Annotated in this window: 20 protein-coding genes; 5 read left to right on the forward strand and 15 right to left on the reverse strand. The window is 61.8% G+C overall.

The window, feature by feature from the left end; all coding sequences use genetic code 11:
• Positions 1-2: 2 nt before the first annotated feature.
• The 5 genes from BLV61_RS27850 to BLV61_RS27870 are packed head-to-tail and all read right to left on the reverse strand — an operon-like array spanning position 3 to position 4,259.
• Entirely contained in the window at positions 3-647 is a 645-nt protein-coding gene (locus BLV61_RS27850; RefSeq protein WP_047528138.1) for a tetratricopeptide repeat protein, read from the reverse strand.
• Positions 644-1,453 carry an SDR family oxidoreductase gene (locus BLV61_RS27855; RefSeq protein ID WP_090468799.1) on the reverse strand — a complete coding sequence of 270 codons (810 nt, stop codon included), beginning with the start codon at positions 1,451-1,453 and terminating at the stop codon, positions 644-646. Before BLV61_RS27855 ends, BLV61_RS27850 begins: the two co-directional genes overlap by 4 nt.
• Positions 1,440-2,114: an iron-containing redox enzyme family protein gene (locus BLV61_RS27860; RefSeq protein ID WP_090468801.1), complete on the reverse strand. Its 675-nt coding sequence runs from the start codon at positions 2,112-2,114 to the stop codon at positions 1,440-1,442. Before BLV61_RS27860 ends, BLV61_RS27855 begins: the two co-directional genes overlap by 14 nt.
• Positions 2,111-3,592: an AMP-binding protein gene (locus tag BLV61_RS27865; RefSeq protein WP_090468803.1), complete on the reverse strand. Its 1,482-nt coding sequence runs from the start codon at positions 3,590-3,592 to the stop codon at positions 2,111-2,113. Before BLV61_RS27865 ends, BLV61_RS27860 begins: the two co-directional genes overlap by 4 nt.
• Positions 3,582-4,259, reverse strand: coding sequence for a thermostable hemolysin (locus tag BLV61_RS27870; protein ID WP_047528145.1), 678 nt, complete (start codon positions 4,257-4,259; stop codon positions 3,582-3,584). Before BLV61_RS27870 ends, BLV61_RS27865 begins: the two co-directional genes overlap by 11 nt.
• Positions 4,260-4,443: 184 nt before the next feature.
• Between BLV61_RS27870 and BLV61_RS27875 the strand changes: the two genes are divergently transcribed.
• Positions 4,444-5,016 carry a cytochrome b gene (locus BLV61_RS27875; protein ID WP_047528146.1) on the forward strand — a complete coding sequence of 191 codons (573 nt, stop codon included), beginning with the start codon at positions 4,444-4,446 and terminating at the stop codon, positions 5,014-5,016.
• Here BLV61_RS27875 and BLV61_RS27880 read toward each other — a convergent pair.
• Both BLV61_RS27880 and BLV61_RS27885 read right to left on the reverse strand, forming a co-directional pair.
• The gene (locus BLV61_RS27880) at positions 4,997-6,106 is read right to left on the reverse strand and encodes a DNA alkylation repair protein (RefSeq protein WP_090468805.1); all 1,110 of its coding nucleotides are present in this window, start codon (positions 6,104-6,106) and stop codon (positions 4,997-4,999) included. The genes BLV61_RS27875 and BLV61_RS27880 overlap by 20 nt on opposite strands.
• Positions 6,107-6,194: 88 nt before the next feature.
• Positions 6,195-8,003, reverse strand: coding sequence for a monovalent cation:proton antiporter-2 (CPA2) family protein (locus tag BLV61_RS27885; protein WP_090468808.1), 1,809 nt, complete (start codon positions 8,001-8,003; stop codon positions 6,195-6,197).
• A gap of 155 nt (positions 8,004-8,158) precedes the next feature.
• On the opposite strand from BLV61_RS27885, the gene BLV61_RS27890 reads away from it, so the two are divergent.
• On the forward strand, positions 8,159-9,073 hold the full coding sequence (locus tag BLV61_RS27890) for a LysR family transcriptional regulator (RefSeq protein ID WP_047528152.1): 915 nt from the start codon (positions 8,159-8,161) through the stop codon (positions 9,071-9,073).
• On the opposite strand, the gene BLV61_RS27895 is transcribed toward BLV61_RS27890, so the two are convergent.
• The 3 genes from BLV61_RS27895 to BLV61_RS27905 all read right to left on the reverse strand — a co-directional run bounded on the left by BLV61_RS27895 (position 9,063) and on the right by BLV61_RS27905 (position 12,376).
• Positions 9,063-9,839, reverse strand: coding sequence for a substrate-binding domain-containing protein (locus tag BLV61_RS27895; protein ID WP_090468810.1), 777 nt, complete (start codon positions 9,837-9,839; stop codon positions 9,063-9,065). The genes BLV61_RS27890 and BLV61_RS27895 overlap by 11 nt on opposite strands.
• A gap of 21 nt (positions 9,840-9,860) precedes the next feature.
• A complete protein-coding gene (tcuC, locus tag BLV61_RS27900; RefSeq protein WP_090468812.1) occupies positions 9,861-11,153 on the reverse strand; it encodes an MFS transporter in 1,293 nt (430 codons plus the stop codon).
• A gap of 149 nt (positions 11,154-11,302) precedes the next feature.
• A complete protein-coding gene (locus BLV61_RS27905) occupies positions 11,303-12,376 on the reverse strand; it encodes a sensor domain-containing diguanylate cyclase (RefSeq protein WP_047528157.1) in 1,074 nt (357 codons plus the stop codon).
• 185 nt (positions 12,377-12,561) lie between these two features.
• Here BLV61_RS27905 and BLV61_RS27910 point away from each other — a divergent pair, with 185 nt between their 5' ends.
• The 3 genes from BLV61_RS27910 (at position 12,562) to dmeF (ending at position 14,244) form a co-directional block, all read left to right on the forward strand.
• Positions 12,562-12,900 carry an FKBP-type peptidyl-prolyl cis-trans isomerase gene (locus BLV61_RS27910; RefSeq protein ID WP_047528160.1) on the forward strand — a complete coding sequence of 113 codons (339 nt, stop codon included), beginning with the start codon at positions 12,562-12,564 and terminating at the stop codon, positions 12,898-12,900.
• Between the two features lie 132 nt (positions 12,901-13,032).
• Positions 13,033-13,308, forward strand: coding sequence for a metal/formaldehyde-sensitive transcriptional repressor (locus BLV61_RS27915; protein WP_047528162.1), 276 nt, complete (start codon positions 13,033-13,035; stop codon positions 13,306-13,308).
• A 12-nt stretch (positions 13,309-13,320) separates the two neighbouring features.
• A complete protein-coding gene (gene dmeF, locus BLV61_RS27920; protein WP_047528164.1) occupies positions 13,321-14,244 on the forward strand; it encodes a CDF family Co(II)/Ni(II) efflux transporter DmeF in 924 nt (307 codons plus the stop codon).
• 143 nt (positions 14,245-14,387) lie between these two features.
• Here dmeF and BLV61_RS27925 read toward each other — a convergent pair whose 3' ends face one another.
• The 5 genes from BLV61_RS27925 to BLV61_RS27945 form a co-directional block, all read right to left on the reverse strand.
• A complete protein-coding gene (locus BLV61_RS27925) occupies positions 14,388-15,407 on the reverse strand; it encodes a branched-chain amino acid aminotransferase (RefSeq protein ID WP_047528166.1) in 1,020 nt (339 codons plus the stop codon).
• A 250-nt stretch (positions 15,408-15,657) separates the two neighbouring features.
• Entirely contained in the window at positions 15,658-17,040 is a 1,383-nt protein-coding gene (lpdA, locus tag BLV61_RS27930; RefSeq protein ID WP_090468814.1) for a dihydrolipoyl dehydrogenase, read from the reverse strand.
• A 17-nt stretch (positions 17,041-17,057) separates the two neighbouring features.
• Positions 17,058-18,332: a dihydrolipoamide acetyltransferase family protein gene (locus BLV61_RS27935; protein ID WP_090468816.1), complete on the reverse strand. Its 1,275-nt coding sequence runs from the start codon at positions 18,330-18,332 to the stop codon at positions 17,058-17,060.
• Positions 18,333-19,391 carry an alpha-ketoacid dehydrogenase subunit beta gene (locus BLV61_RS27940; RefSeq protein ID WP_047528172.1) on the reverse strand — a complete coding sequence of 353 codons (1,059 nt, stop codon included), beginning with the start codon at positions 19,389-19,391 and terminating at the stop codon, positions 18,333-18,335.
• A gap of 1 nt (position 19,392) precedes the next feature.
• The gene (locus tag BLV61_RS27945) at positions 19,393-20,628 is read right to left on the reverse strand and encodes a 3-methyl-2-oxobutanoate dehydrogenase (2-methylpropanoyl-transferring) subunit alpha (protein WP_090468819.1); all 1,236 of its coding nucleotides are present in this window, start codon (positions 20,626-20,628) and stop codon (positions 19,393-19,395) included.
• Positions 20,629-20,640 lie beyond the last annotated feature (12 nt).

The raw sequence follows: 20,640 nt of genomic DNA on the forward strand, positions 1-20,640 counted from the left end.
TGTCAGCCGAGTTTTTTATTCACGTCCACCAGCAATGCCTCGATTTCCTTGCGACGACCGGCATCAGCGGTTTCGCGGCCCGGTCTGGGCGCCGCTTGCAGGGCTTTTTGCAAGGCTGCCTTGGCTTCGGTGTAACGCTTTTGACGGTAAAGGTGATCGCCCCAGAAGTACAGGCTGTCGATGCCATTGGGGTTCAGTTGCAACGCTGTTTTGAGCAACTGCTCGGCTTTGTCCGCGTCGCCGAAGCCGATCGGCCAGCCGGGTACGCGATCATACAGCGCGGCAAGGCTGGTGTAGGCCGAGCCTTGCAGCGCCTTGGGGTCCAGGGCCAGGGCTTTTTCCAGGTCGACTTTGGCCTCCTTGACCTTGCTCAGCGCGCCAAGCCCGCCCTGGGCGCCGGCCCAACTGCTGGTGACAATCCCGGACCAGATCCAGGCTTCCGCGACGCTCTGGCGCTCCTGGGTGAAGGTCGAGGCCTGGGCGGCAAGCTTTTCGAAAGCCGCGGTTCGCTGGCCCTCGGGCAGTTCGTACTGAATGTGTGCCCAGTTTTGCTGAATACCCAGCAGGCGTTGCTCGTCGGCGGCATCCAGTGCCCAGGCACTTTGGCTCAAGGCGCCCAGCAGCAGGTAAGCGGCGATTTTGTTCATGGTTTGAGATTCTCCTTGTCGGACTTCTGACTCAAGCTACGGATCAGTGGTAATTGCTTGCGCAGGCCTCGGTCCACCAGATTGGGCAGCAAGCTGTTGAGGCGCACGAAAAAACGTTCCGGCCAGCCCAGGTACAGATCGCGACGGTCACCGGCAATGGCGTGAATCACGGCGGCGGCCACGGTTTGCGGGTCGTCGACGTTGGACTTCAGGGCATCGTTGAGCGCCTGCGCCGCCGGGCTGTTCATGCTGGTGCGGGTGGCACGGGGGGCGACGTAGAGCACACTGACCCGGGTGTCCGCCAGCTCCCGGCGCAGGGCTTCGGAAAACCCGCGCAACGCAAACTTGGTGGCGCAATAGCTGGCATAGCCGGGATAGCCGATGGAACCGTAGGTTGACCCGACGTTGACCACCATGGCGCTGGTTGCCTGCTTGAGCAGTGGCAAGAGGGTTTTCGTCAGGCAGATCGGTGCTCCGATATTCAGCGCGAGCATCGCGTTGATCTCGCTGTCATCCAGTTGTTCGAGCATGGCGAAATGATTGACCCCGGCGGCATTGATCAACAGGTTGATGCCCCCGATGCTTTCGGCCTCGGCCAGAACTTCGTTGCGGTCCGCGAGCGACGTCAGGTCAGCCGCGATCCAGCACAGGTTATTGGGGTAACGCTCGAGCAACGGTTCCAACGGTTGTCGATGCCGGGCCACGGCCAATACCCGGGCGCCGCTGTCGCACAAGGCCGTGGCGATGGCCAGGCCTATGCCGCCGCTGGCACCGGTCAATACCACACGAGCTTCAGACAGGCGCATGGGTGTTCTCCTCGTCACGTGGCAAACCGCGGAACATGTCGGCGTAGAGCTTGTACACCACTTTGGAGGCGTGAATGACAGCGGCCTGATCGTCCGGGTCGTCCAGCGTGTTCATCAAGCGACGGTAGGTCTGCATGTGCTCGATATCCAGTGAACCGTGGGAACTGAGGTAGCTGAAGGCGTTTTCCGGCAAGTCCAGGCGCTCGCGAATACTGCCGGCGGCGTGGGTGGCCAGGGCGATGCTGGTGCCTTCCAGCACGTTGACCATGCCGAACAGACCCACCGGGTTGCCCCGGGCAATCAGGTCGTAGAGAAAGCTCACCATCAATTCGATGGGGAGCGAAGGGCGCCCGTCGCGGACGGCGGATTTGTCGCCACCGCAGACTTCGATGTCGTTGAGGATCCACTGTTCGTGGCCGTATTCGTCCTCGATGTACTCGCACACCGCTTGCCGCAGCCATTCCAGGCGTGAGGGCAGGCGCGCGCCACAGGCCATCATCAGTGGCACCGTGTGGCGAACGTGGTAGTAGGCTTGCGTCAGGAACGCCCGGTAGCTTTCCAGGCTGACCTTGCCCTCCAGGGCATCGCGAATGACCGGTAGGTTGAACAGTTCATGGCGTTCCTGGTGGGTGGCTTCTTGCAGTGCGTCAAAAAAACTCATGATGCGGTGTCCTCTGAAAACGCAGATTCGGTCAGTTGTGCCCGGTACCGCTCGACAATGGCGTCGCGGCGGGGGCGGCCATTGGCGGTCAGCAGGCCATTGGCCGGGGTGAAGGGTTGATCCAGGCGGGTCCAGTGATGGACCTGGGCGTAGTCGGGCAAGTCCGCGTTGGCCTCGGCCACGGCGGCGGCCAGTTGCTCGTCCGGGCAGTCGGGGCGATGGGGCCAGAGCAACGCATGGTTGTGGGGCATGGCTTCGCCGTAGACGAACGCTTGGGCGATATGACGACGTTGGGTCAATTCGGCCTCGACCCACTCGGGGTTCACGTTACGACCGAAGCTGGTGACGAACTGATGCTTCTTGCGCCCCTTGAGGTAAAGGAAGCCCTCGGCGTCGAATTCGCCGAGATCGCCACTGGACCACCATTGATCGGTGTGCGGCGCGTCCCCCAGGTAGCCGAGCAGCGTCGACCCCTTGATCAGCACTTCACCGTCGTCGGCCAGGCGAATCTGCACATGGGGCAGGGGCCGGCCGACGCTTCCGGGACGGCATGCCTGTGGCCGATTGAGGCAGACCACTGACGCGCACTCCGACAGACCGTAGCCTTCGTAGACCGGTATGCCCACGCGTTGCGCCCGCTGCAGTAACTCTGTGGCGACCCGCGCACCACCCACCGCGGCAAAACGCAGGTGTTGTGGGTCGAAGCCTTTCTGCTCGGCGGCGCTGACCAGCATCAACAGCAATTGCGGCACCAGAATCAGACTCTGCGGTGCACGGGCGGCCAGGCACCCCAGCAAGCGCGGTACATCCACGCCGCTGGCGCCCTGAATGCCCAGGGTTTTCTGGCTGGGCAGGCTCAAGGTCGCCCCCGCGTACAGCGCCGCATAACAACCGATATTTTCCAGTAGGATGGCCAGCGGCAGCAGGGCCAGGTGGTGCTGCGGCTGGCTGGGCCGGCTGGCCAGTTCCAGTTCGCGGGCCACCTGCAGAATGCTCTCGGCACTCAGGCAGACGCCTTTCGGTGTGCCGGTGGTGCCGGACGTGAAGGTCAGCTTGGCGGTGCCTTCGGGCATCCGGTCGGGCCCCTTGAAGGTGCGGCGCCAGAACTCGCCGGTGCGCTCATATCCGCTCGCTCGCAGGTCGCTGTCCAGCTCTGGCCCGGCGATCACAAGTTCGGCCTGGCTCTGCTCCAGACAATGGTTGCGTTGGGCGGGGCTGAAGAACGGTGGCAACGTCAGGCACGTCAGGCCTTCAAACAGTGCGGCCAGGTCCCAGAGCATCGCTTCGACGCCATTGTCCAGCGCCAAGGCGACCACCTTGACGTTCTCATCGCGCAGGCGCTGTCGGTGGCTCGTCACCTCGGTGTAGAGGGTGGCGTAGTCCAGCTTCGACTGATCGCCCCACAAGGCGATGCCAAGGGTTTTTTCTTCGGCGTGACGGCGCAGGATCCCGTCGAATCGTTGCATTTCAGGCGACATGGTTGAACCCCTCCATGGATGTCGGCAAGCCCAGGCGGCCGAACAGTCCGATATTGCGCAAATGAATGAATCCGGCGCGGATATTGCCGACGTGCACCCAAGGCTTGCTCTCGTAATAGCTGCCCCAACTGTGCCGGTCCTCGCCCAGTCGCGCCGGGTCGGCGGCGCACAGGGTCACTGGCTTCAGCCCGAGCCGGTGGAAGCTGTTGACCAGGCCGATGTTGCCGGTAAACGCCACCCATTCCAGGCCACCCATGGCCAGCAGGTAGGTGATGGCGATGATGCTCATTCGTGCGCTGCCGGTGTCACTGGCCGCCAGATTGCCCACTTCGACGATACCGGCCCGTTCCACCGGGCGATCAGCCGCGGCGCTGATCAGCGGGTCGATCGGTTCGTCCAGGTAACGCTCCAGAAACAGCTCTCCTTCATTGGCCAGGCGCACACCGGCCACTGCGCAGAGCTCACCCGCGTCATTGCTCATGCCGAACAGCTCCGGCATGAAATGGCGGATGTCGGCGCCGTGGGCCTTGCGGAAACGTTGCTGGATATAGGTTTCGAACGATTTGCGCTGGGGGTCATCCGGCAACGCTCTGGCCAGGCTCATCTGCGGTGTTTCCGCTTGGCCGAACTGCAGAGGCAAAGGGATGTTCCAGTAGGAATGGGGCATTGAAAGACGCCTCCCGGGGAAGATTGGGAGGAGTATCGGAAGCATTTCTTAACGGAGTCTGAAGGTGAGAAAAAAGTTAAATCACGTCGTCTTCAGGTTCGCTTAAGATTGCGCTGGCAGGGTGGCGCTCGATCAGGTTGTGCGAATGAGTCGCCAGCCTGGACTGACACTCACGAGGCCCACCATGACCCGCGATTCAACGGCACAACGTTACGGAAAACTGTCTATCACCCTGCACTGGCTGATGCTGGCGCTGTTTGTCGGCGTATACGCCTGCATCGAAATCAAGGGGTTGCTGCCCCGTGGCAGTACGGGGAGGAGTTTTTTTCTCGGGCTGCACGGTGTGTTCGGCTTGAGTATTTTTGCCCTGGTCTGGATCCGTCTGCTCGGACGGCTGACCCCGCGCCCACCCATCACGCCGGCGCCGCCCACCTGGCAGACCGGTGTTTCGCACCTGATGCATCTGGCGCTGTATGTGCTGATGATTGCCACGCCTTTACTGGCCTGGCTGATGCTGTCAGCAGGCGACAAACCGATGCCCTATTTTGAATTTGCCCTGCCGGCACTGGTGTCTGTCGATCCCGACCTGGCCAAACAGTTCAAGCACTGGCACGAGCTGCTCGGAAATGCCGGCTACTGGCTGATCGGCCTGCATGCGGCGGCAGGCTTGTTCCATCACTATTGGGTCCAGGACAACACCCTGACGCGCATGCTGCCAGGCCGCTCACGGGATTCGCTCAACCAGCGTCAACCCTGATCTCGAAGGCTGAACTCGCCACCCGTTCGCCATTGATCAACACATGCACCGCATGCCGGCCCGCATAGTGGCGACGGGTCGTCAGTTCCTTGATGTGCTGGCGGCGGGCGATGGATTCGGTGGCGTTGCCAGGCAATGTCAGGGCCTTGAGCTTGAACACCTTCGCCGACGTGCTGCCGTTGGCCTTGACATAGTCGACGGCGTAGTCGATCACCAGGCGCTGGCTGACCTCTGCCGTGGATTTGACGGCAAAGGACAGGGTGATTATTTCCCCCAGGTCAATCAACGGCGGATTGACCTGCAGGTCGATGATCTCGACTTCAGGCTTGCCGCTGGCGCCGATGATGGCCAGTGCCCTTTGATCGCCCTGTTTGATCAGGCTGCGCAGCGCGTGCCTGGCGATCCAGGCCGTGTGTTTGTTATCCAGTGACCAGCTTTCGATCAGGTCCAGTACCCACGCGGGATGGTCCTTGGTGATGTCGTTGAGGTGATTGGCCACGGACTTGCGGACATACAGGCTGGGGTCGGCCTTGAGGTTGTCGAGTATGGCGGCGGCCAGGCGTGGCTCGGCCTGGATCGCCTCCAGGCGAAACGACCACGGCAACCGTGGCCGGCAGCCCTCACTGGCCAGGCGCCGGACGTGTTCGTTGTCGTCCAGCGACCATTCATGCATCCGCTTGAGGGAACGCTCCAGATCACGACGCAGGAAGTGACGGATGGCGAATTCCGAAGAGCCGAAGGCGGTGAAGTACTTGAGCGCGTCCATCGACAGTTCGAATCGCTCGGCGCCATAAGTCGCGACGTAGTGCGGCAGGCACATGCTGACAAAGCCACTGTTCAGGCGCGGTGCGAGGGCGCGCAACACCGGCAGGGAGGCCTCGAAGTCCAGCGACAGCACCGCGTGCAGGCATTCGCTGACGCGGGCCATGCGTTGCATCACCGACAGCTCCGCCAGACCGGTTCTGGCCAGTTTCAGGAACGCCTTGGCGTCGAACCCGGGATGGACCGCGGTCATCTCGGTGGCAATGTGCTGGAGGCGTTCGGTGTTGAAGATTTCCTTGAGGGCGGGGGAGGATGAGTCAGCAGCCATTGTGGATTCCTTTGCAGTCGTTATGCATCCGATACAACGCGTGAATGTTCATCGCGGGCTTGCTCGCGATGAGGCCCGTGCCAACGCATCATTCCCTCGCCGCTTGCTCTTCCAGCTGATCCGACTCAAACAGACGCGCCAGTTCCGCCCGTGCTTCCTGCGCCGTCTGCATGACTTTCACCGCATCGTCGTACACCGCATGCTGGGCTTCAAGCACCTGCTCATCGTGATGTTTGAAGCGCTTGATCCGCGCATCCGCCTGGGCATGGGTCAATCCCAGGCCGATCAAGGTCTGACGGCTCATTTCCAGGCTGGAATAAAAGGTCTCGCGCACCGCCACGGCGTCCACGTCCATCAAGCGATGAACATGCTGACGGTTGCGTGCGCGGGCGATGATTTTCATCTCCGGGTAGAGCTTGCGCACCAGCTCGGCGGTCTTGATGTTGGTGTCCGGGTCGTCGGTGGCAATCACGAAAAACTCCGCTTCGCCGACTTTCGCGGCCTTGAGGATTTCCGGGCGCATCGGGTCGCCGTAGAACACCGGCACGCCGCCGAAGCTGCGGGACAGCTCGATGGTTTCCACCGAGGTATCGAGGGCGACGAACTTAATGTTCTGGGCCCGCAGGATACGCGCGACGATCTGCCCCATGCGGCCCATGCCGGCGATCACCACCCGGGGCGCTTCAGTGTCGATCTCGCGAAATTGCTCAGGCACCTCCACCGGTTGCACCTTGGGCCTGAACAGACGGTCGCACACCAGCAGCAACAACGGCGTCAGCGCCATGGACAGGGTGATGGTCAACACCAGCAAGTCGTACAGATGCGGTTCGAACAGCCCCTGATCGCGACCGATCTTGAACACCACAAAGGCAAACTCACCGCCCGCCGCCAGGACGATGCCGAGGCGAACGGCGTTGACCTTGTCCAGGCCTCCGGCCAGTCGACCGACGACAAACAGCAAGGGCAGCTTGCAGGCGATGAGCAACAGGGTCAGGCCCAGCACCAGGGCGGGCGCACTCAGCAGCAGGCTCAGGTTCGCGCCCATGCCGACACTGATGAAAAACAGCCCCAGCAGCAGGCCCTTGAACGGTTCTATCTGCGCTTCCAGTTCATGGCGGTACTCGGAGTCCGCCAGCAGCAGGCCGGCAAGGAAGGCGCCAAGGGCCATCGACACACCGACCAGATCCATCAACCATGCCGTACCGATGACCACCAGCAGCGCCGTGGCCGTGGACACCTCGGGCAAGCGGGTTTTGGCCACCACCCGGAACACCGGACGCAACAGGTAGCGTCCGCCGATCACGACGACGGCTATGCTGCCCAGCACCCGCAAGCCGTGATTCACATCGTCGGCGGCACTGGTGTTGTGATCGACACCGGCCAGCAACGGCACCATGGCGATCAGCGGGATCGCGGCGATGTCCTGGAACAGCAGAATGGCAAACGCCAGGCGTCCGTGGGGGCTGGTCAGTTCCTTGCGTTCGGCCAGGCTCTGCAAGCCAAACGCCGTGGAGGACAGCGCCAGGCCCAGGCCCAGTACGATCGCGCTGTTCAGCGGCTGACCGAACACCAGCAGCGCCACCACACCGATCACCGAGCCGGTCAACAGGACCTGCGCCAGCCCGACGCCAAACACCGACTTGCGCATCACCCACAAGCGTCGTGGCGACAATTCCAGGCCGATGATGAACAGCAGCAACACGACGCCGAGTTCCGAGATATGACTGACACTCTGCGGATTGCCGATCAGCCCCAGCACCGAAGGCCCGATGATCACCCCGGCAAACAGATAACCCAGCACCGCCCCCAGTTGCAGCCGCTTGGCCAGCGGCACGGTGAGCACCGCCGCGAGCAGAAACACGACAGCGGCTTGCAGCAGATTGCCTTCATGGGGCATGAGAAAACTCCATTCTCGGTACGGTGGGGGGGTAAGGATAAAGGCTGGGCCTGGCTGAGTCAGCCACGGGTTGGAACTCAGTTGTTACATTTTGCATTAATTGGTTACATTCATAGAATAAGTGAATCAATCTGATTCTTCTGCGAGTGCGGACCATGGCCATCAATTTCGACCTCAACGACCTGCAAGCCTTTCGTGCCGTGGTTGAGCAGGGCAGCTTTCGCAAGGCGGCCGACACGGTGCGCATTTCCCAGCCCGCGCTCAGTCGGCGCATTGAAAAACTTGAGGATGCGCTGGGCGTAAGGCTGTTCGAACGCACCACTCGCAAGGTCAGCCTGACCCAGGCCGGACGCGGGTTCATGCCGAGCGTGGAGCGCCTGCTGGACGATCTGGACGTCGCGTTGCTGGGTATCAGCGAAGTCGCCTCGACGCGCCTGGGCCATGTCACCGTCGCGTGCGTGCCGTCGGCGGCGTACTACTTCATGCCGCGGGTCGTCGCTCATTACCATCGGCAGTTTCCGCGGATCAAAGTCAAAGTGCTGGATTCCAGCGCCCATGAAGTGCTGAGTGCGGTCGTCAACGGCGAAGCGGATTTCGGCCTGAGCTTCATGGGCACGCTGGAGGCCGAAGTGGATTTCGAGCCACTGGTGCAGGAAAGTTATGTGGTGGCTTGTCGCCGCGACCATCCATTGGCCGGACGCAGCAGCGTGACGTGGAATGAGTTCTATCAGCAGGATTACATCTCGCTGGATAAAACCTCGGGTAACCGTTTTTTACTGGATCAGGCATTGACCCGGGTGGTGCCGCAGCGGCCGAGCATCTGCGAAACCCGGCATGTGACGACCATGATCGGCCTGGTGGAGGCGGGGCTCGGCGTGGCGGCGGTGCCGCTGATGGCAATGCCGGCAGCGGATCACCCGATTCTGACGCAGGTGCCGCTGACCGATCCACAGGTGATGCGCAGCGTCGGTTTGATCAAGCGCCGGGGTCGAACCCTGACCCCGGCCGCACTGGAACTGGAACGCCTGGTGGTGGAAATGAAAGTCCAGCTGCCGTCTGTCAGTGGCTGACCGAATCCAGTCCGGTGGCTTTCACATCCGGCTGTGCCTGGGCTGATGCCAGATAGGCCAGCAGTGCCTTGGCTTCGGCCGGGTGTTGCGCCCCCTGCGCAATGCCGGCAGCGAAACGGGTCACCGATTGCACCGACTCCGGAATCTTCGCGACAAAGCTCACCCCAGGCACCGGCAACAATTCGCTCACCTGCTGAAAGCCCAGTTGATAGTCCCCGGTGGCGACCACCGAGGCCACGGGTATTTTCGCGACCATGGTCGACTTGGGCTTGAGCTGGTCTTCAATGCCCAGGCGCTTGAACAGCTGCTGTTCAATGTAGACGCCGCTGGCGCTGTCGGAATAGGCCACCGATTTGGCGTCGAGCAAGGTTTCTTTCAGACCGTCGATGGAACTGATGTCCGGCTTTGGTGCCCCTTCGCGCACCACCAGGCCGATTCGCGAGTCGGCCAGTTCGACCCGTGAAGCCGGGTCGACCTTGCCTTGCTTGATCAGATCGTCGAGCGCGTAGCCGACCATGATCACGACATCGGCCTGTTCACCGCGAGCCAGGCGATTGGGGATCGCTTCCGGGGCTTTGCCCATCGATGGGCCAAGCTCGGTATGGAGGGTGTTGCCGGTGGCCGCGGCGAATTTCGGGCCGAGGATCTTGTAGGCAGCGGTGAAACCGCCGGAGGTCATCACGCGGATCTCTTCAGCCTGGGCCACGGTACTCAGCCCCAGGCTGAGCAGCAGGCTCAGGGCCGCAACGTTGAATAGCTTCTTCATCGGGTGTGTTCTCGAAAAGGCTCAGGAAAGGGCGGGTTGCAGGCGACCGCTGGCGCGGCGATACAGATACAACGTCGCACACAACGCACAGAGCGCGGCGAAACTCATCCAGTAGCCGGGCGCCGCCTTGTCGCCGGTGTACTGAATCAGCAGGGTCGAGATCGCCGGGGTGAACCCGCCAAACACGGCGGTGGCCAGGCTATACGCCAGGGAGAACCCCGCGACCCGCACGTGCACCGGCATGATTTCCGTCAGCGCCGCAATCATTGCGCCGTTGTACAAGCCATAAATGAACGACAACCACAGCAGTACCAGCAACATGTTGAGGAAACTTGGCGCCTGTACCAGGTACGTCAGCGCCGGATAGGTGGTGGCCAGTGCCAACAGGGCCATGGCGATCAGCACCGGGCGTCGGCCAATACGGTCGGACAGCGCGCCGCCAATCGGCAGCCAGAAGAAGTTCGACACGCCGACCAGTAACGTCACCAGCAGCGCATCGGATGTACTCAGGTGCAGAACGGTTTTGCCAAAGGTCGGCGCGTACACGGTGATCAGGTAGAACGCGGTGGTGGTCAAGGCGACCATCATCATGCCGGCGAATACGATCACCCAGTTCTGTGCCAGCGTACGGAAGACTTCGCCCATGCCCGGGCGATGTTTACGGGCGGCGAACTCTTCGGTTTCTTCCAGGTTACGGCGCAGAATGAATATGAACGGCACGATCATGCAGCCGACAAAAAACGGAATCCGCCAGCCCCAGTCGGCGACCATCGTGGGCGCCATCCATTGGTTCAAGCCGTAGCCCAACGCAGCGGCGACCACGATTGCCACTTGCTGACTGGCTGACTGCCAACTGGTGAAAAAACCCTTGTTGCCGGGCGTGGCGATTTCCGAGAGATACACCGAGACACCGCCCAGTTCCGCGCCGGCCGAAAACCCTTGCAGCAACCGCCCGATCAGGACGAGGGCGGGCGCGAACAAACCGATGGTTTCATAGCCGGGCACCAGCACAATCAAGATCGTGCCGCTGGCCATGATCGACAAGGTGACGATCAGCCCTTTGCGCCGACCCACATCATCAATGTACGCACCCAGCAGCACCGCACCCAGCGGACGCATCAAAAAGCCCGCGCCGAACACGGCAAAGGTCATCATCAAGGAAGCAAACTCGCTGCTGGCCGGGAAAAACACGGCAGCGATCTGCGTGGCATAGAAACCGAAAAGGAAAAAATCGAACTGTTCGAGGAAGTTGCCCGAGGTGACCCGGAAAATGGCACTGGCGCGGAAGCGTCCGCGCGGGATTGAGGCTGTCATCGATAAGTACTCCACCGCTTTTATGACGTGCATTGCCTGAAGGCGGTGCACGGTTCTTATTGGGGCGGATAGTGGAACAGGGTGATTGATATGATAAGTGCGTTTTTGGCATGCATTGATGCGCGGGACGGATCAATGCTTCCAGGCACTCATTCCACCCGGCTGTGGCTCAACGCCTGATCGCCCAATCGGTACTGATTATTGCCGCTGCGCTTGGCCGCATACATCGCCAGGTCGGCAATGTGGATCAGCCGGTCCATGCTCGGCGCATGGTCGGGGAACACGGCCACGCCCAGGCTGGTGCCGATGTGGCGCTGGTCGTTGCCGATGGTGACGGGCGGGGAGAGTTCGACGAAGATTTTCTGACAGATGCTGCGGGCTTCGTCTTGCAGGCTGCGGCCCTGAGGCAATCCCTGAAGAATGATCACGAATTCATCGCCGCCGATGCGGGCAACGGTGTCGGTCGCACGCAGGATCTTCTGGAGGCGGGTCGCGGTGGTCATCAGTACGCGGTCGCCGGCGGCGTGTCCATAGTGGTCGTTGATGGCCTTGAAGCCATTGAGGTCGACGAACACCAGCGCCACCCGCGTATCGTTGACGCGCGCCTGCTCCAGCGCTTCGGCCAGGCGTTCTTCGAGCACCAGCCGGTTGGGCAATCCCGTCAGTGGGTCAAAGTGCGCCAGGTGGCGCAGGTAACTGGCGGAAGCCTTTTCTTCGGTGATGTCGCGCACCACGCCCATCATCTTGATCGTTTCGTCGTGCTCGTTCTTCACCACGTTGCCGGTCTCGCGCAACCAGCGAATGGTGCCGTCGGGCCAGACCACTCGATATTCCTCGTCGTGATTCTCACCGGTTTCCAGGCAACGCAACTCGCCGGCCCGGACCCTGGACCGGTCATCCGGGTGCACGCAGGCGCAAAACAAGGCGTACGAAGGGATCACTTCGCCGATTTTGAACCCGAACATGCCGTAGATCGCGTCCGACCAGTAGAGCCTGTCGGTATCGACCTCCCAGTCCCAGGTGCCGATGCGGGCAAAGTACTGGCTGCGTTTGAAACGCTCCGCGTCGCCATTCTGGTGGATGTTTTGTCCTTTGCAGAGGTTGTCGATCAGTGTGCGGCATTCGGTCAGTTGCTTGCGGAACGTGCGCTCGCGCCAGAGCAGCACGGTGATCAGCGCGAGTATTACCAAGCCAAGGGCAGTGTGGGTCGAGAGCAAAATCATTCTGGGGTGGCCACCATGGCGATGTGAACCGTCCGGGGAGGTTGGGTTATCTTAGTTCAGGACACTTCGGCAAACAGCTTTCGACGCCGCGCCTGACGGCAGGAAGGGTTGCCAATCGAGTGCAGATCTGGGAAAACGGCGCCGGTCAGGCCCTTTTCGGGCGAGAAAGCATACGAGTGAATTCAATGAATGACGAGCTTCAGGTGATTGACCTCCAACCGGGCGACGGCAAAGCAGCCGTCAAAGGCGCACTGATCACCACCCAGTACCGCGGCTGGCTGGAAGACGGTACGGAATTCGATTCCTCCTACAGCCGTGGCAAGCCTTTCCAGTGCGTGATCGGCACCGGTCGCGTGATCAAGGGCTGGGATCAGGGCCTGATGGGCATGCAGGTCGGCGGCAAGCGCAAACTTTCGGTGCCGGCGCACCTGGCCTATGGCGAACGCACCATGGGTAAGATCCCGCCGAACTCGAACCTGATTTTCGAGATTGAATTGCTGGAAGTGCTGACCCGTGATGATTGACCGATGCAGCCGGTGGCACCCGCCGGCTCGTCACAGCACCAATGCCCCCCTCTGAATAAATCCAGTCAACGCCTTGCCAACCCTCGGCCTATCGGTGACTATGCGCGCCATATAGGGGTAGGGGGTATAGGTATGTCACACATTCACGAACACAAAGACGACTTGCTCAAACGGGTCCGACGTATTGCCGGTCAGGTTCAGGCAGTGGAGCGCGCGCTGGAATCGGATGCCGATTGCGCCAAGACCTTACATTTGGTCGCGGCCATCCGCGGGGCGGTCAATGGGTTGCTGGAACAGTTCATCGATGCTCATGCCCGTGAGCATGTCGCGCACCCGGGGCTCAGCGACGAAGCTCGCGCCGAAGGCCTGGAAGACTTGTTGCAAGCCATCCGCCGTTACTCGAAATAGAGGTCTGGAACCATGACACTGACACCGCAGGCCTCACGTTTTTCCCATGACCATGTGTTTTTGGGCGCCTCCCACGACGAAAACGCCCGCCGCACCTTATGGGTGGTGGCACTGACGTTTGTGATGATGATCGGCGAAATTGCCGCTGGGTACATGACCGGTTCGATGGCGTTGCTGGCCGATGGCTTTCACATGGCAACCCATGCCGGAGCCTTGGGCATCGCCGCGGCGGCTTACGGTTTTGCCCGCCGCAACGCCAACAATGCGCGTTACAGCTTCGGCACCGGCAAGGTGGGGGATCTGGCCGGGTTTGCCTCGGCCATGGTGCTGGGGCTGGTATCGATCGGCATCGCTGGCGAATCCATCCTGCGCCTGTTCCAGCCGACGACCGTGGCCTTCACCGAGGCAACAGTGATTGCCGTGATAGGGCTGGCGGTGAACATTCTCAGCGCCTTCCTGCTGGCGGGCGATCACAGCCATCACGGTCACCACGATCACGGCCATGACCATCATCACCATCACGACAACAACCTGCGCTCGGCTTACCTGCATGTACTGGCCGACGCCCTGACCTCGATCCTGGCGATTGCCGCATTGCTGTCCGGGCGCTATCTGGGATGGGTCTGGCTGGACCCGGCGATGGGGATCGTCGGCGCCATCGTGATCGCAAAATGGGCCGTGGGATTGATGCGCGATAGCGCCGCTGTGCTGCTGGACACCACGGACGAACACGTGGCAGAGGAAATTCGCGAGCTGCTCGAATCGTCCGACGATGTGCGGATCAGCGATCTGCATGTGTGGCAGGTCGGCCCGCAGGCACGGGCGGCCATCGTCAGTGTCGTGGCGGCGGCGAACATCAGCGCCGATACCATCCGCGAACGCCTGGCGCCGGTCCATGAACTGTCACACCTGACGGTCGAACTGCGCAACGTTTAACCAGGTTTCACGCGTTATCGTTGACAGCCATCGCCAGCAGGCTGGCTCCCACAGAAGTCACCCTACGAAAGACGCAAAACGCACTTAAAACAAAGCCCCCCATCGGCAGACCGATGGGGGGCTTTTGTGCATCAGGCGTCAGGTCAAACCTTGACGATCCAGCCTGCTGGCGCTTCGACGTCGCCGGTTTGCACGCCGGTCAGCTCTTTGTAGAGCTTCTGGGTGATCGGGCCGACTTCGGTTTCACTGTGGAACACGTGCAGGTGGTCGTTGTAGCTGATGCCGCCGATCGGCGTGATCACGGCGGCAGTGCCGCAAGCACCGGCTTCCTTGAAGTCCGACAGCTTGTCGATGAACACGTCGCCTTCGACCACTTCCAGGCCCAGGCGGGTTTTCGCCAGTTCGATCAGCGACAGACGGGTGATGCCCGGCAGCACGGATGGCGAGTTCGGGGTCACGAACTTGTTGTCGTGGGTGATCCCGAAGAAGTTGGCCGAACCGACTTCCTCGATCTTTTTGTGGGTCATTGGGTCCAGGTAGATCGCGTCGGCAAAGTGCGCTTTCTTGGCCTGGGAGCCTGGCATCAGGCTGGCCGCGTAGTTGCCACCGACCTTGGCTGCGCCGGTACCTTGCGGGGCGGCGCGGTCGTAGCTGGAGATCAGGAAGTTATGCGGGGTCAGGCCACCCTTGAAGTAGGCGCCTACCGGAATGCAGAAGATCGAGAAGATGAACTCGGGTGCGGTACGCACGCCGATGTTGTCGCCAACGCCGATCACGAACGGACGCAGGTACAGCGCGCCGCCGGTGCCGTAAGGCGGAATGAAACGCTCGTTGGCGCGGACCACTTCCTTGCACGCTTCGATGAACTGCTCGGTGGACACATGCGGCATCAGCAGGCGGGCGCAGCTGCGTTGCATGCGCGCGGCGTTCTGGTCCGGGCGGAACAGGTTGATCGAGCCGTCTTTGCAACGATAGGCCTTCAGGCCTTCGAAGCATTGCTGGCCATAGTGAAGGGCAGTGGAGCCTTCGCTGATGTGCAGCACGTTGTCTTCGGTCAGGGTGCCTTTGTCCCACTCGCCATTACGCCAGTGCGACAGATAGCGCTTATCGGTCTTGATGTAGTCAAAACCCAGCTTGTCCCAATTGATGCTTTCGTTACCCATGACACCCTCTATCACTTAACAATCGCCGAAACGGTTCAAGGCTTCTGACATTTTTCCGGATGGGCACAACAATACTTCATTCTTGGGCTAAATCGCAGCCCAGACTATCGGCTCAAGGCTAGAAATCGTGTTGTCCTTGAGAAATCGCGAGCAAGCTCGCTCCCACATTGGATTTGTGGCGTTCACATAACCCTGTGGGAGCGAGCTTGCTCGCGATGGGGCCTGGACTGCCACCCTCGATTTCCCTGACTCACAGGTGCAACGCGTGGCCAAGGGCCCGCAACGCCGCTTCCTGCACCGCCTCGCCGAGCGTCGGATGCGCATGAATGGTGCCACCGATGTCTTCCAGCTGCGCGCCCATTTCCAGGCTTTGCGCGAATGCCGTGGACAATTCGGACACCCCGACGCCTACCGCTTGCCAGCCCACGATCACATGATTGTCGCGACGGGCGACCACGCGCACGAAGCCGCTTTTCGATTCCAGGGTCATCGCCCGGCCATTGGCGGCGAACGGGAAGCTGGAAACGATGCAATCCAGCCCGGCAGCCCTGGCCTCGTCCGGTGTCTGGCCGACCACCACCAGTTCCGGGTCGGTGAAGCACACGGCGGCGATGGCGGTCGGGTTGAACTCGCGGGACTTGCCGCTGATCAGCTCGGCGACCATCTCGCCCTGGGCCATGGCCCGGTGAGCGAGCATCGGTTCGCCGCTGAGGTCGCCGATGGCGTAGACGTTGTGCATGCTGGTCTGGCAACGATGGTCGATCTTGATCGACGCGCCGTTCATCGCCAGGCCCAGCGCCTCAAGGTTCCAGCCCTGGGTGTTCGGCTTGCGACCGACGGCCACCAGCACCTGATCGGTTTCCAGGTTCAGGGTGTCGCCGTTGGGGGCAAGCACTTGCAGGGTATTTGATTTGAAATCAAAGCCTTGAACGCTGTGCTTCAAGTAAAGTGTCACGCCGAGCTTTTTCAGTTCGTCATGCACAGGCTGGGTCAGTTCGGCGTCGTAGGCCGGCAGAATCCGCTCCTGCGCCTCGACCACGCTGACCTCGGCACCGAGCTTGCGATAGGCGATGCCCAGCTCCAGACCGATGTAACCGCCCCCCACCACGATCAGCCGTTTCGGGACTGATTTCGGCGCCAGGGCTTCGGTGGACGAAATGATCGGCCCGCCAATCGGCAGCATCGGCAGGTTCACGCTTTTGGAACCGGTCGCCAGCACCAGATGCTCGCATTGAATTCGCGTGTCGCCTACTTCAACGGTCTTGCCGTCGATGACCTTGGCCCAGCCTTGAATGACCTGGACCTTGTTCTTTTTCAACAGCGCGGCGACCCCGGTGGTCAGGCGATCAACGATGCCGTCTTTCCACTCGACGCTCTTGCCGATGTCCAGGGTCGGCGCCGACACGCTGATGCCCAGGGCCGAATGCTGGCTGTGCTGTTGCGTCTGGTGAAACTGTTCGGCGACGTGGATCAGCGCCTTGGACGGAATGCAGCCGATGTTCAGGCAGGTGCCGCCCAGGGACTGGCCTTCTACCAGAATGGTCGAAATGCCCAACTGGCCAGCACGGATCGCCGTTACATAACCGCCGGGGCCGCCGCCAATGATCAGCAGCGTGGTGTGCAGAGTTTGCATGCATGCCTCTCTAATAATCAGTCCACGAACAGGGTGGCGGGTTGTTCGAGCAGGCCGCGCACGGCCTGGATGAATTGCGCCGCGTCCATGCCGTCGACCACGCGGTGATCAAAGGAGCTGGAGAGGTTCATCATCTTGCGGATCACGATCTGGCCTTTGATCACCATCGGTCGTTCGACGATCTTGTTGACGCCGACGATGGCCACTTCAGGCAGGTTCAGCACCGGGGTGCTGACGATGCCGCCGAGGGCGCCGAGGCTGGTCAGGGTGATGCTCGAGCCGGACAGTTCATCGCGGCTGGCCTTGCCATTGCGTGCGGCCGTGGCGAGTCGGGCGATTTCCGCCGCGCTGTCCCATAGGCTGCGGGCTTCGGCGTGGCGCACCACCGGCACCATCAAGCCGATGTCGGCCTGGGTGGCGATACCCACGTGCACCGCGCCGAGGCGGGTGATGACCTGGGCTTCGTCGTCGTAACGGGCGTTGATCTGCGGGAAGTCGCGCAGGGCAACGACCAGGGCGCGGACCAGGAACGGTAGCAAGGTCAGCTTGCCACGGGTCGCGCCGTGTTTTTCGTTGAGGTGCGCGCGCAGCTCTTCAACAGCAGTGACGTCGATTTCTTCGACGTAGCTGAAATGCGCGGCGCGTTGCGTGGCGTCCTGCATGCGCTGGGCGATCTTGCGGCGCATGCCGATCACCGGGATCTGCGCTTCATCGTTGCGCTGGGCGTAGGCGCTGCTGACGCTCGAGGCATTCGACTGGCCCTGGGCCAGGTAGGCCTCGAGGTCATCGTGCAGCACCCGACCGGCCGGGCCGGTGCCGCGTACCAGACGCAACGCAATACCCAGGTCCAGCGCATGCTTGCGCACGGCCGGGGACGCCAACGGACGCTCATTCGCCTCACGGGCCACCAGCGGGCCCTGGCACACGGCCGGGCGCGGCGCGGCGGCAGCGACCGGTTTGCTTTCGACCACGGCTTCAACTTTCGGGGCTGCAACCGGTGCTTCTTTTACAGCGGCCGCTGGCTGAGTCGACTCTTTAACGTTGCCCGCGCCTTCGACTTCAATGCTGATCAGCACACTGCCGACCGCCATGACTTCGCCTGGCTGGCCGCCAAGGGCGATGACTTTGCCATGCACCGGCGACGGGATATCGACCATCGCCTTGTCGGTCATGACATCGGCCAACACCTGATCCTCGACGACCATGTCGCCGACCTTGACGTGCCACACCGACAGTTCAACTTCTGCAATGCCTTCGCCAATGTCCGGCATTTTAATAACGTGCGTGCCCATTCAGACCTCCATGACCCGTTTCAACGCCGCGCCCACTCGGGACGGACCAGGGAAATACGCCCACTCCTGCGCGTGCGGGTAGGGGGTGTCCCAACCGGTGACGCGTTCGATCGGCGCTTCCAGGTGGTGGAAGCAGTGCTCTTGCACCAGCGCCACCAGCTCGGCACCGAAACCGCAGGTGCGGGTGGCTTCATGGACCACCACACAGCGCCCGGTTTTCTTCACCGACTTGACGATGGTTTCCAGGTCCAGCGGCCACAGGCTGCGCAGGTCGATGACTTCGGCATCCACGCCGCTTTCTTCGGCGGCGACCAGCGACACGTACACAGTAGTGCCGTAGGTCAGTACGGTGACATCCTTGCCCGGACGGGCAATGGCGGCAACGTCCAGCGGCACGGTGTAGTAGCCGTCCGGAACCTGAGCGGCGGGGTGTTTCGACCAAGGGGTCACCGGACGGTCGTGGTGGCCGTCGAACGGGCCGTTGTACAGGCGCTTGGGCTCCAGGAAGATCACCGGGTCATCGTTTTCGATGGAGGCGATCAACAGTCCCTTGGCATCGTAGGGGTTGGACGGCATGACGGTGCGCAGGCCGCACACTTGAGTGAACAGCGCCTCGATGCTCTGGCTGTGGGTCTGGCCACCGTAGATGCCGCCGCCACAGGGCATGCGCAGGGTCAGCGGCGCGGTGAATTCGCCGGCCGAGCGATAACGCAGGCGGGCGGCTTCGGAAATGATCTGGTCGTAGGCCGGGTAGACGTAGTCGGCGAACTGGATCTCCACCACCGGCCGCAGGCCATAGGCGCCCATGCCCACGGCAGTGCCGACGATGCCGCTTTCGGAGATCGGCGCATCGAACACCCGCGAGGTGCCGTACTTGGTCTGCAGGCCTTCGGTGCAACGGAACACGCCGCCGAAGTAGCCGACGTCCTGACCGAACACCACGACGTTGTCGTCACGCTCAAGCATCACATCCATGGCCGAGCGCAGGGCCTGGATCATGGTCATGGTGGTCGTGGTCATGGCGGTGTCCAACTGAATATTGTTGTTGTGATCGTTCATGTCAGATCCCCAGTTCCTGACGCTGGCGCTTCAAGTGCTCCGGCATCTCTTTGTAGACGTCTTCGAACATGGTCGCTGCGCTTGGAATCTGGCCGCCGGCGAGGGTGCCGTACTGTTCGGCTTCTTTCTGCGCGGCGATCACTTCGGCTTCCAGCTCGGCGCTGACGGCGGCGTGTTCCTCTTCGGACCAGTGTCCGACCTTGATCAGGTGCTGCTTGAGGCGCGCGATCGGGTCGCCCAACGGGAAATGACTCCAGTCGTCGGCAGGACGGTATTTGGACGGATCGTCGGAGGTCGAGTGCGGACCGGCACGGTAGGTGACCCATTCGATCATGGTCGGGCCGAGGTTGCGGCGGGCGCGTTCGGCGGCCCAGGCAGAAGCGGCGTAGACCGCATAGAAATCGTTGCCGTCGACCCGCAGCGAAGCGATGCCGCAACCCACGCCACGACCGGCGAAGGTGGTCGCTTCACCACCGGCGATCGCCTGGAAGGTGGAGATCGCCCACTGGTTGTTGACCACGTTGAGGATCACCGGCGCGCGGTACACGTGGGCGAAAGTCAGGGCGGTATGGAAGTCCGATTCGGCGGTAGCGCCGTCGCCGATCCAGGCTGAGGCGATTTTGGTGTCGCCCTTGATCGCCGAGGCCATACCCCAGCCCACCGCTTGCACGAACTGGGTGGCGAGGTTGCCGGAGATGGTGAAGAAACCGGAGTCCTTGACCGAATACATGATCGGCAGCTGACGGCCCTTGAGCGGATCGCGCTCGTTGGACAGCAATTGGCAGATCAGGTCCACCAGCGGCACTTCGCGGGCCATCAGGATGCTTTGCTGACGGTAGGTCGGGAAGCACATGTCGTCGATGTTCAACGCCAGGGCCTGGCCGCTGCCAATGGCTTCTTCGCCGAGGCTCTGCATATAGAACGACATTTTCTTCTGGCGCTGGGCGACCACCATGCGGTTGTCATAGATCCGCGTCTTGAGCATGGCGCGCATGCCTTTGCGCAGGATCTCGACCGGCACGCCTTCAGCCCATGGACCGAGGGCATTACCCTGGTCGTCGAGCACGCGAATCAGGCCCTTGGCCAGATCGGCGGTATCGGCCGGTTCAACGTCGATGGAGGGTTTGCGCACCGTGCCGGCGTCGGTCAGACGCAGGTAGGAGAAGTCGGTTTTACAGCCGGGACGGCCCGAGGGTTCGGGAACGTGCAGACGCAGCGGTTCGTACGCTTGGTTCATGGCTTCTACGCT

The sequence above is a fragment of the Pseudomonas mohnii genome (genome assembly GCF_900105115.1).
GTDB lineage: Bacteria > Pseudomonadota > Gammaproteobacteria > Pseudomonadales > Pseudomonadaceae > Aquipseudomonas > Aquipseudomonas mohnii.

Excerpts from the sequence above, each read along its gene's own strand:
- BLV61_RS27850 (WP_047528138.1), bottom strand. The coding sequence starts at position 647 with ATGAACAAAATCGCCGCTTACCTGCTGCTGGGCGCCTTGAGCCAAAGT.
- BLV61_RS27855 (WP_090468799.1), bottom strand. The coding sequence starts at position 1,453 with ATGCGCCTGTCTGAAGCTCGTGTGGTATTGACCGGTGCCAGCGGCGGC.
- BLV61_RS27860 (WP_090468801.1), bottom strand. The coding sequence starts at position 2,114 with ATGAGTTTTTTTGACGCACTGCAAGAAGCCACCCACCAGGAACGCCAT.
- BLV61_RS27865 (WP_090468803.1), bottom strand. The coding sequence starts at position 3,592 with ATGTCGCCTGAAATGCAACGATTCGACGGGATCCTGCGCCGTCACGCC.
- BLV61_RS27870 (WP_047528145.1), bottom strand. The coding sequence starts at position 4,259 with ATGCCCCATTCCTACTGGAACATCCCTTTGCCTCTGCAGTTCGGCCAA.
- BLV61_RS27875 (WP_047528146.1), top strand. The coding sequence starts at position 4,444 with ATGACCCGCGATTCAACGGCACAACGTTACGGAAAACTGTCTATCACC.
- BLV61_RS27880 (WP_090468805.1), bottom strand. The coding sequence starts at position 6,106 with ATGGCTGCTGACTCATCCTCCCCCGCCCTCAAGGAAATCTTCAACACC.
- BLV61_RS27885 (WP_090468808.1), bottom strand. The coding sequence starts at position 8,003 with ATGCCCCATGAAGGCAATCTGCTGCAAGCCGCTGTCGTGTTTCTGCTC.
- BLV61_RS27890 (WP_047528152.1), top strand. The coding sequence starts at position 8,159 with ATGGCCATCAATTTCGACCTCAACGACCTGCAAGCCTTTCGTGCCGTG.
- BLV61_RS27895 (WP_090468810.1), bottom strand. The coding sequence starts at position 9,839 with ATGAAGAAGCTATTCAACGTTGCGGCCCTGAGCCTGCTGCTCAGCCTG.
- tcuC (WP_090468812.1), bottom strand. The coding sequence starts at position 11,153 with ATGACAGCCTCAATCCCGCGCGGACGCTTCCGCGCCAGTGCCATTTTC.
- BLV61_RS27905 (WP_047528157.1), bottom strand. The coding sequence starts at position 12,376 with ATGATTTTGCTCTCGACCCACACTGCCCTTGGCTTGGTAATACTCGCG.
- BLV61_RS27910 (WP_047528160.1), top strand. The coding sequence starts at position 12,562 with ATGAATGACGAGCTTCAGGTGATTGACCTCCAACCGGGCGACGGCAAA.
- BLV61_RS27915 (WP_047528162.1), top strand. The coding sequence starts at position 13,033 with ATGTCACACATTCACGAACACAAAGACGACTTGCTCAAACGGGTCCGA.
- dmeF (WP_047528164.1), top strand. The coding sequence starts at position 13,321 with ATGACACTGACACCGCAGGCCTCACGTTTTTCCCATGACCATGTGTTT.
- BLV61_RS27925 (WP_047528166.1), bottom strand. The coding sequence starts at position 15,407 with ATGGGTAACGAAAGCATCAATTGGGACAAGCTGGGTTTTGACTACATC.
- lpdA (WP_090468814.1), bottom strand. The coding sequence starts at position 17,040 with ATGCAAACTCTGCACACCACGCTGCTGATCATTGGCGGCGGCCCCGGC.
- BLV61_RS27935 (WP_090468816.1), bottom strand. The coding sequence starts at position 18,332 with ATGGGCACGCACGTTATTAAAATGCCGGACATTGGCGAAGGCATTGCA.
- BLV61_RS27940 (WP_047528172.1), bottom strand. The coding sequence starts at position 19,391 with ATGAACGATCACAACAACAATATTCAGTTGGACACCGCCATGACCACG.
- BLV61_RS27945 (WP_090468819.1), bottom strand. The coding sequence starts at position 20,628 with ATGAACCAAGCGTACGAACCGCTGCGTCTGCACGTTCCCGAACCCTCG.